The 9,838-nt window shown below is 67.3% G+C and carries 7 protein-coding genes; 1 reads left to right on the top strand and 6 read right to left on the bottom strand.

Annotated features, from left to right (window positions below; all coding sequences use genetic code 11):
• Nucleotides 1–58 precede the first annotated feature (58 nt).
• From ACO6D5_RS25325 to ACO6D5_RS25305, 5 genes are all read right to left on the bottom strand, one after another.
• Nucleotides 59–838, bottom strand: a complete 780-nt coding sequence (locus tag ACO6D5_RS25325) for an SDR family oxidoreductase (protein WP_485826895.1) — start codon at nt 836–838, stop codon at nt 59–61.
• 40 nt (nt 839–878) lie between these two features.
• Nucleotides 879–1,733, bottom strand: coding sequence for an ABC transporter permease (locus tag ACO6D5_RS25320; protein WP_006227773.1), 855 nt, complete (start codon nt 1,731–1,733; stop codon nt 879–881).
• A gap of 13 nt (nt 1,734–1,746) precedes the next feature.
• The gene (locus tag ACO6D5_RS25315; RefSeq protein ID WP_006227774.1) at nt 1,747–2,517 is read right to left on the bottom strand and encodes an ABC transporter ATP-binding protein; all 771 of its coding nucleotides are present in this window, start codon (nt 2,515–2,517) and stop codon (nt 1,747–1,749) included.
• On the bottom strand, nt 2,517–3,575 hold the full coding sequence (locus ACO6D5_RS25310) for an ABC transporter substrate-binding protein (RefSeq protein WP_485826894.1): 1,059 nt from the start codon (nt 3,573–3,575) through the stop codon (nt 2,517–2,519). Before ACO6D5_RS25310 ends, ACO6D5_RS25315 begins: the two co-directional genes overlap by 1 nt.
• Nucleotides 3,576–3,775: 200 nt before the next feature.
• Nucleotides 3,776–6,424, bottom strand: coding sequence for a DNA topoisomerase III (locus ACO6D5_RS25305; RefSeq protein ID WP_315529585.1), 2,649 nt, complete (start codon nt 6,422–6,424; stop codon nt 3,776–3,778).
• A 62-nt stretch (nt 6,425–6,486) separates the two neighbouring features.
• Here ACO6D5_RS25305 and ACO6D5_RS25300 point away from each other — a divergent pair, with 62 nt between their 5' ends.
• Nucleotides 6,487–9,117 carry a GDYXXLXY domain-containing protein gene (locus tag ACO6D5_RS25300; protein WP_485826893.1) on the top strand — a complete coding sequence of 877 codons (2,631 nt, stop codon included), beginning with the start codon at nt 6,487–6,489 and terminating at the stop codon, nt 9,115–9,117.
• Nucleotides 9,118–9,134: 17 nt separating this feature from the next.
• Here the strand turns inward: ACO6D5_RS25300 and gluQRS are convergent.
• A partial coding sequence (gluQRS, locus tag ACO6D5_RS25295) for a tRNA glutamyl-Q(34) synthetase GluQRS (RefSeq protein WP_485826892.1) occupies nt 9,135–9,838 on the bottom strand: 704 nt, incomplete at its 5' end.

Genomic DNA, 9,838 nt, shown 5'->3' with positions numbered 1-9,838 from the left:
CCACCAGAAGATGATGCTGGCCGAAGGCGTCTGGTATCAGGACGAGACGACCTGATTTTTAGAATTGGATGGACAGCCCGCCGTCCACCACCAGCACATGGCCGTTCACGTACGAGGCGGCCGGCGACGCCAGGAATACCGCCGCGCCGGCGATTTCCTCCGGTTCGCCCCAGCGCCCCGTGGGATTGCGCGCCGCGATGCGCGGGCCGACCTTGGGGTCTGCCACCATTTCCGCATTGGTCTCCGTCGCGAAGGTCCCGGGCGCAATCGCATTGCTGGTGATGTGGTGGCCGCCGAATTCCGCGGCCAGGGCCCGCACCATGCCGGTCAGGCCCTGCTTGGCCGCCGGGTACACCGCGTCGCCCGCGCGCGCCAGCTCGCCCACCACCGACGTGATGGCGATCAGCCGGCCGCCGCCCTGGCGCACCATGCGTTCGGCCGCGAACTTGGCCAGCAGCATGCCGGCGACCAGGTCCGTGTCGATCAGCTCGCGGATTTCGGCGGGGCTGGTGTCGCGCAAGGTCTTGCGGTTGCGGGCGCCCACGTTGTTCACCAGCACGTCCAGGCGCCCATGCTCGTCGTCGATGCGCTGGAACGCGCGCGCCATGTCGGCGTCGTCGCTGACATCGAAGGGCAAGGGATGCGCGTCCAGGCCGGCGGCCGCCAGGTCGGCCACGGCGGCATCCACGGCCGCGGCGTTGCGCCCGTTGATCAGCACGCGCGCGCCACAGCCCGCCAGCGCCCGCGCAATGCAAAAGCCCAGTCCGCGCGCGGACCCGGTGACCAGCGCAACCTGTCCGGTCAGGTCGAAGTTGCGCAGATAAGGTAGTGCCTTCAATTCAGTTCTCCATCGCGTAGCGCTTCGGGGCGGGCCCCACCTATTCCCGGAACTCCGGCGCCCAGTGCAGCAGGCGCCGCTCCAGCCACGTCACACAATAAACCAGCGCGATGCCGACGATGGACAGCAGCGTCACGGCGGCGAACATGTCGGTGGCGTTCAGCGTGGCCAGCGCGGTGATCATCAAGTAGCCCATGCCGGTGGTGGACCCGACGAACTCGGCCAGCACCACGCCGATCAGCGCGAAGCTGATGGCGTTCGGCAAGGCGGCGAACGTCCAGGCCGCCGCCGTCGGGATGCGCACGCGCCACAGGATCTGGCGCGGCGAGCCGCCCAGCGTGCGGCAGAAGTCCACCAGTTCGCGCTCGACGCTGCGGCCGCCCTTGTAGGTGTTGAAGAACACCAGGAAGAACACCACGAACCAGGACGTCACTACCTTGGAGGCCAGCCCCAGGCCAAAGAACATGGTGATGAGCGGCACGAACGCGATGCGCGGCATCGAGTTGAACGCCACGATGAACGGGTTGAACACGTCGGCCAGGAAGCGGCTGCGGCTGAGCGTCATGCCGACGATGAAGCCGCTGCCTACGCCGACGACCAGCCCCACCATCGTGGCCTGCAGCGTGAGCCACAAGTGGGGCCAGACCGAGCGCGGCCCGGGCTGCATCCATTCCCACAGCCGCACGGCCACGCGCGAGGGCTGGCTGATGAAGAAGGGGTCGAACAGCGTGTTCTGGGTGAACCACGGGATGCGCGTCAGCGTCTCCCACGAGCCCAGGATGACGGCAAGAATCAGCACTTGCCACAAAGTGATGCGCACCCGGCGGGCAATGCCGGCGCGGCGGTCCAGCCGCAGCTGGTCCTGCAGGGAATCAGAGGTTTCAGTCGGGATCATGACGCAGGGGGATTCAGGCGGCGGCGCGGAACTGCTGGCCCAGCACGCTCCAGAGGCTTTGCACGTGGGCGACGAACTGCGGGGTTTCGCGCAGCGTGAAGACGTCGCGCGGATGCGGGATGCGGATGCGCTCGTCCAGCAGCACGCGGCTGGGCGGGCCGGACAGCACCACCACGCGGTCCGACAGCAGGATGGCTTCGTCCAGGTCGTGCGTGACCATGACGATGGTCTGGCCCAGCTTGCGCCAGATCTCCATCAGCTCGCGGTGCAGGTGCGTCTTGGTGTGGGTGTCCAGCGCGCCGAAGGGCTCGTCCAGCAACAGGATGCGGGGCTCGACGGCCAGGCTCATCAACAGCGCCACGCGGCGGCGCATGCCGCCGGACAGTTGATGCGGGAAGGCGTCGGCAAAGGCGCCCAGGTGGCCCAGTTCCAGCAGTTCAGCCACGCGGCGGTCGATCTTGTCGGCGGCCACGCCCTGGAACTTCAAGCCCAGCGCCACGTTCTTCTTGACGCTGAACCAGGGCAGCAAGGTGTCTTTCTGGAAGATGTAGCCCAGCGCGGGCGGCACCTGCCCGTCCACCACCTGGCCGTCTACGCGGATGGTGCCGGTGGTGGGCCGCAAAAAGCCGGCGATCATATTCAGCAGCGTGCTCTTGCCGCAGCCCGAGGGGCCGACGATCGACACGAATTCGCCTTGTTCGATCGTCAGGCTGACCTCGCCCACCGCATGCGTCGTGCCCTGGCGCGATTGGTATGCCTTGCCGACTTTGTCCAGCGTGATCATCACAGGCCCCGCGCTTTCCGCACGAAGGCCATGTTCACGCATTTGGCGTAAGGCACCGTCTTGATCTCGTCGTTGGAGAACTGGCGGCCGTCGCCCATGATGGCCGTCATGCGGTTGTACGCGTCTTCGGTGATGAGGTTGTCTTTCAGGAACACGGTGTCCTTGTAGACGCCCAGGGTCTTCTCGATGGCCGCGCGCGGGAAGGCGTTGAGGTAGTCGTCATAGATGACGTCGGTGATGCCGGCGGCGGTGTTGGCCGTGATGAAGTCCTGTGCCTTGACCATCGCGGTCACAAAGGCCTGCACCACTTCGGGGCGCTTCTGAATGGTGTCTTCCAGCGTCAGCGCCGCGATGCCGGGGACGTCGCCACCCATGAATTCGTTCCACGAGGCCTCTGTCGTCGCGTCGAAAATGGGCACGCCCCAGCCTTCCTGGCGGGCCTGCTCCATCATGGACATGGTGGCCATGCTGGCCGACACCGAGCCGGTCTTGAGCGCGCCCAGCATCGTCGCCAGATCGCCCAGCGGGCGGATGTCCACCTTGTCGGCCACGCCGGCCTTCTGCATCAGGTACAGCGCCATCAGCCAGGTGCTGGACTGCGGCTGGGTGGCGCCCACGCGCTTGCCGGCCAGGTCCTTCAGCGACTTGATCTTGCCGCTGTCGAAGTCCTCGCGGCGCACGATGACGTTGGCGTAGGTGAGCTTGCGGTCAAAGCCGAACACGAGCGTCGCGGGCTTGCCGGCGATGGTCAGCGCGGGGGCGGCGGTGGCCGCCGTGGCGCCGAACACGATCTGGCCGGCGGCCAGCAGCTGGTTGGTGCGCGGGCCGCTTTGCGAATTCAGGTATTCGACGTCCAGGCCGCCTTCGCTGAAATAGCCTTTCTTCAACGCCACGTAGCCGGCCGCGAAAAAGGGGTCGATGCTGCCCTGGCCGTAGACGACGCGGCCCAGCTTGGGCTGCGCGAAGGCGACCCGCCCATTGAGCAGGCTGACGCCGGCCAGCGCCCCGGCAGCGGCCAGCACGCGGCGGCGGGTGGTGAAATCGGGGCTGTGGGTCATGTCGTCCTCGGCATTTGATTGGGTTGCAGCTGTTTGGCGTAAACAATACCCCAGCGCCTGCCGTCCAACAATGGAAAACGCCCGGTTGCCCGGGCGTCGGTCAATTATGGCGGGAGCGGTTAAGACATCACCGCCGCTTGATGGGTTGCGCGCGATATGTGCCGGAGTTCCTGTTGGCACATCCTCGCGCTTCACCCATCCTACGACGCCGTTTTCTTCGGCGCCGCTTTCTTCACGGCTTTCTTGGCGGCGGTTTTGGTCGCCGTTTTCGTTGCCGTCTTCGTGGCGGTCTTCTTCACCGCGGCCTTCTTGGCCGGCGCCTTCTTCGCAGCGGTCTTGGCGGCCGTTTTGGTGGCCGTCTTTGCCGCCGTCTTGCCCGGCGCGCGGCCCGGCTTTTCAGGACGCGGCTCGAACTCGAAGCCCACCTTGCCGTCCGGCTGGCGCACCAGGAACGCCTTGAACTTGCGGTTGGTGCGGCTGGACACGAAGCCGTCCAGCAGGTCGGTGCGGCCGTCGGTCAAGAGCTTGCCCATCTGCTGGGCCGAGATCTCCTGCTGCAGGATGACCTTGCCCGAGCGGAAGTCGCAGCTCTTTTCGGGGCCGACGGACTTTTCGCAGACGTAGCTCATGCCGTGCTCGAACACGCGCGACTGGCACTTCGGGCACGGACCCACCGGCGTGTGGCCGGAGAAGTCCACGGCTTCAGTGTCGTCTTCGTCGTTCTGGCCGAAGTCGAACTCCAGCTTGTATTCATCGCTGATGCGCAGGATGGCGGCAAACGGCCGGCCCATCTTGCTGATGAACCCCTGCAGCGGACCGATTTCGCGCTTGGCCAGCAGTTCTTCGACTTCCGGCAGTTCGAACGTGCGGCCGCCCGGGTGCTTGCCGATCGAGAAGTCGCAAGCCGTGCAGGCGAAGCGGCGGTAGTTTTCCTTCACCACGGCGCCGCACTTGGGGCACGGCGTCTGCAGCGTGGCGTAGTCGCCCGGCACCGTGTCGCGCTCGTATTCCTTGGCGCGCTTGACGATGACTTGCGTCATCTGCGCGATTTCGCGCATGAAGGCCTCGCGGCCCAGGCCGCCCTGCTCGATCTGCTTGAGCTTGTGTTCCCACTCGCCCGTCAGTTCCGGCGAGGTCAGTTCGGTGACGTCAAGGCCGGACAGCAGCGTCATCAGCTGGCGCGCCTTGGCGGTGGGCACCAGATCGCGGCCTTCGCGGCGCAGATAGACCTCGTTCAACAGGCCTTCGATGATGGCCGCGCGCGTGGCCGGCGTGCCCAGGCCGCGCTCGGACATGGCTTCGCGCAGCTCTTCGTCGTCCACCAGCTTGCCGGCGCCTTCCATGGCGGACAGCAAGGTGCCTTCGTTGAAGCGTGCCGGCGGCTTGGTCGACAGGCCCACGGCTTCGACGTCTTCCGTGCGCACGGTCTCGCCGTCGGCCACGGGCACCAGGTTGGCGTCTTCGCCCTGGGCTTCCTTGCCGTAGACGGCCAGCCAGCCCGGGGTGACCAGCACCTTGCCGTCGGTGCGGAAGCGGTGCCCCTGCACTTCGGTCAGGCGGGTCGTGACGCGGTATTCGGCTGCCGGGAAGAACACGGCCAAAAAGCGCTTGAGCACCAGGTCGTACAGCTTGGCCTCGGCCTCGCTCAGGTCATGCGGGATCTGCAGTGTGGGGATGATGGCAAAGTGATCCGACACCTTCTTGTTGTCGAAGATGCGGCGGTTCGGTTTCACCCACTGCTGGCTGACGACCGTGTCCGCGTGGCGGGCCAGGCCGCCCACGGCGTTCGAGCCGCCCTTGGCCAGCGCGCGCATCGTTTCCTGCACCGTGGTGATGTAGTCCTCGGGCAGATAGCGGGAATCGGTACGCGGGTAGGTCAGCGCCTTGTGGCGTTCGTACAGGGTCTGGGCCAGCGCCAGGGTGGTCTTTGCCGAAAAGCCGAACCGGCCGTTGGCCTCGCGTTGCAGCGAGGTCAGGTCGTAGAGCGCCGGCGACATTTGGGTCGACGGCTTGGATTCTTCGGTGACGTTGCCCGGCTGGTCGCGGCAGGCGGCCACCACGCTTTGGGCGGCGGCGGCCGACCACAGGCGCGATTCGCGCTTTTCGGGGTCGCGGTCGTCTTTCTTGAATTGGGGGTCGATCCAGCGGCCTTCATACAGGCCGGCGGCGGCGATGAAGGTGGCGCGCACTTCCCAGTAGTCGCGCGGCACGAAGCGGCGGATGCGCTCTTCGCGCTCGGCCACGATCGCCAGCGTGGGGGTCTGCACCCGGCCGACCGGCGTCTTGAAGAAGCCGCCGTCCTTGCTGTTGAAGGCGGTCATGGCGCGCGTGCCGTTGATCCCGACCAGCCAGTCGGCTTCGGCGCGCGAGCGGGCCGCCGCTTCCAGCGGTTTCAACTGCGCGTCGTCGCGCAGGTTGGCGAAGGCCTCGCGGATGGCGGCCTGCGTCATGGATTGCAGCCACAGGCGCTGGATCGGCTTCTTCACGCCCGCATACTGAATGATGTAGCGGAAGATCAGTTCGCCTTCGCGTCCCGCGTCACAGGCATTGATGATCGAATCCACGTCCTTGCGCTTGGCCAGGCGGACCAGCAGCTTCAGGCGCTCGGCGGACTTCTTGTCGGTGGGGCCCAGTTCGAATTCCGGCGGAATCACGGGCAGGTGCGTGAAGCTCCACTTCCCCTTGACCGGATCGTTGGGCGCGACCAAGCTCAGCAAATGGCCGATGCTGGACGCGAGTACGTAACGTTCGCTTTCAAAATAGTCGCCCTCGCGCGCAAAGCCTCCCAAGGCGCGTGATATATCAAGGGCCACCGAGGGCTTCTCGGCAATAATCAGCGTTTTATTCATGTGTATCCAGTGGCGGTAGTCCCGCCTTAGTAGCGCGGATAATAAGATCGGAGATTCGCCAGATGCAAGTCGGCACTGAAAGACAAGCGGGATCCGAACTGCACGCTTGGCGTCAATTCCTGGCGCGAAGCACGCTTTGGCTAGGCGTTTTGCTGCTGGGCAGCGCCGCGATTTGCTGGGTCGCCGCCAATTGGCAAGACATGACAAAAGTGCAGCGCTTCGCCGGCACGCAGGGCCTGCTGGCGATTTCCGCGCTGGCCGCTGCCTGGGCCGGGCTGCGCCTTCGGGGCACCCCTGGCGTGCGGCGCAGCATCCCTGGCGCGCTCCTGGCGTTGGCCGGCATCCTGTTGGGCGCCCTGCTCGCGTTATTAGGCCAAACTTACCAGACTGGCGCCGATACCTGGGAATTGTTCGCCTGGTGGGCGCTGTTGCTGCTGCCCTGGGCGCTGGCCGCGGCCAGCCAGGCCGTGTGGCTGCTGTGGATCCTGGTGCTGAACGTGGCGGCCGCGCTCTGGCTGGGCGAGCGGATGTTCTCGTGGCTGTCGGTGTTTGGCGGATCGGACACCATCACCCTCGTCATGGCGGCGCTGAACCTGGTGCTGCTGCTGGGCTGGGAACTGGCCGCGCACCGCTGGCGCGCCAGCACGCTGATCGGCCCCCGCATCCTGGCGGCCCTGGTCGTCAGCGCGCTGGTCATGTCCCTGATGTTCATCGGCTTTTTCTTCGGCCGCGAGCAAGGGCAGAGCGGCATCGCGTGGCTTGCCGTGACGGTGGGGCTGGGCTTTTATTATCAGCGGGTCCGGCGCGACCTGATCATCCTGGCCATCTTGGCGGCTGGCGTCATCTGCGTGTCGCTGCGATTCGTGGGCGAATGGCTGCTGCGCCTGGAGCCTGGCGTCTGGGCCGCGCTGCCCCTGGCGGCGTTGCTGATGGCCGAAGCCGTGCTGGCCGCGCGCTGGCTGCGCAGGCTGGCGGCCGAACCTCAGGCCTCGGGGCCTGTCGCGGCCGACGCCGAGCCGGCCTCGGCATCGGCCGGCAATGCGGTTGAGCCGGCCGAGTCGGGCGCGCCCGTGGCGCAGCTGGCGCCAACCGCCGTCCCGCACGCCGAACCGCCCTGGTACGTGCAGTGCCTGCTGGGCCTGAGCGCCTGGCTGGCCACCCTGCTGCTGCTGGTTTTCGTGGCCTTCTCGGGGATCGTCACGTCCGAAGAAGGCGCGCTGGTGGCCGGCTTGGTCCTGTGCGGTGCGGGCGTGGCGGTGCTGCGCAGCGACGCGGGCCCCTTCTGGCGGCAATGCGGCACGGCGATGGCTTTCGCCGGGCAGTTGCTGATCATTTACGGTTTGTCCGATTCCACCTCGTTCACCAGCGCTTGCGTGTTCGTGCTGCTGATGGCCACGGCCATCTACGTGCTGGGTCCCGATGTGATCCTGCGTTTCCTGTCGGGCGTTCTGATTGCGGGAGCCGGCGCCAGCCTGATCTGGCGCGGCCTGTCGCCCCAGATGATGCGCGACGACCTGCTGGAGGCGTGGCTGGATTTCGACCCCGCCTTGTCCAGCGTCGTGTGGCTGCCCATCGCCGTGATCGGCGCCTGGGCCACCGCCGTGATCCTGACCCTGGGCCATCGCGGGGGCGCCAAGCGCGACCATGCGCTGCAGCCGCTGGCCTGGGCGTTCCTGCTGTCGGTGCAGGGCATGGTGTGGCTGGCGGGCGGGATCTCCGTCCTGCATCTGCCCGCCATGTGGCAGCTGAATCCGCAGGGCGCCCTGTTCGTCACCGCCGGGGCATTGCTGCCGGCGGCGGCCGCGATGGCGGTGCTGTGGCCCCGCCGCCATGTGCTGACCGCTGGCGTCACCTGGGGCGTGCCGATCGCGCTGCTGATCCTGGCGGGCTTCTGGCTGCCCAGCCCGGGCGTCGGTTTCGCGCTGGCATGGCTGCTGCTGGGTTTTGGGCTGAACCAGCTGCGCCTGGTCGTCTTCGGCGTGATCAGCTTGCTGGCCTACCTGGGCGTGTACTACTACCAGCTGGATGTGCCGCTGCTGCAAAAGGCGTTGTGGCTGGGCGGCGGCGCGTTGCTGCTCTTCGTCTTGCGCGGCTTGGTCTGGCTGGTGCCGCGGCTGATGCGCACGCAGTCCCCCGACCGGCGTGCCCCGCTTCCTCCGGTTTCGGCACCCTTGCGCTGGCGCACGCTGGCCATCCTGGGCGGGTTGGCGCTGGTGCTGGTGGTGGCCAACGGCGGCATCTGGCAGCGTGAAACGCTGCTGGCTTCGGGCAAGGTCGTCATTTTGGAACTGGCGCCGGTGGATCCGCGGTCGCTGATGCAGGGTGACTACATGGCGCTGAACTTCGCCGCCAGCCGCGACATCACGCGCCTGCGCCTGGGCGGCGACCGTCCGGTTGACGACGAGACCCTGCCCGGCTTCGAGCCAGACGGCTATGTGATGCTCAAGACCGACGCGCGCGGCGTGGCCACGCCGTTGCGCATCCAGCCCGACGTGCATCCGCATGCCGACGGCGAGGTGCCGCTGCGCTACCGGGTGCGCGACCGCGGCGTGCGCATCGTGACCAATGCCTGGTTCTTCCAGGAAGGCGAAGCCAAGCGCTTCGAGGTCGCCCGCTATGGCGAGCTGCGCGTGGGCGACAACGGCGAAGCCCTGCTGGTGCGGATGTTGGGCGCGGACCTGCAGCCGCTATAACGGCACGGGGCCCCGCGTCAGGGGAGGCGCCGCGCCCAGTGCGCGGTGGCTTCGCTCAGAAACTGCCCACAGTCGGCGTCGGCGGCAAGCGGCGCAAAGCCCAAGGCCCGCCAGGCGCCCTGTAGCGCCGCCAGAGGCGCTTGGGTGTCAATGGCGGGGGCACCATTCTGCTTGGACAGTTTCAGGCCGCTGGCGGCGTCCAGGATCAGCGGCACATGCAGATAGCGCACGGGGGGCAGGCCCAGCAAGCGGCCCAGCACGCGTTGGCGCGCCGTGGAGCTCAGCAGGTCGGCGCCGCGCACCACGTCCGTCACGCCCTGTTCGGCATCGTCCACCACCACCGCAAGTTGATAGGCCCATAGCCCGTCCGCGCGCCGCAGGGCGAAGTCGCCCACCGCGTGCGCCACGTCCTGTGCTTGCGGGCCCAGCCAGCGGTCTTCAAAGTGTTCGACGCCGTCCGGGATGCGCAGGCGCCAGGCGCGCGCCTGGCGGCCTGCCGGTAAACCGTGGCGGCACGTGCCGGGATAAGGCCGTTCGCCGTCCGCGCCGGGCACGGTCTGGCCACGCAATGCCGAATCGGCGATTTCGCGTCGGGTGCAGCCGCAGCCGTAGATCAGGCCGCGCGAGGCCAGCGTGTCGAAGGCGGATTGGTAGGCGGCGTGGCGCTGCGACTGCCACATGACGCCGCCGTCCCAGTGCAGGCCCAGCGCGTCCAGTTGCG

The organism is Achromobacter sp. (assembly GCF_057314935.1).
Note: the sequence above shows the minus strand (reverse complement) of the source record. Positions and strands in the feature narration are given on the sequence as shown.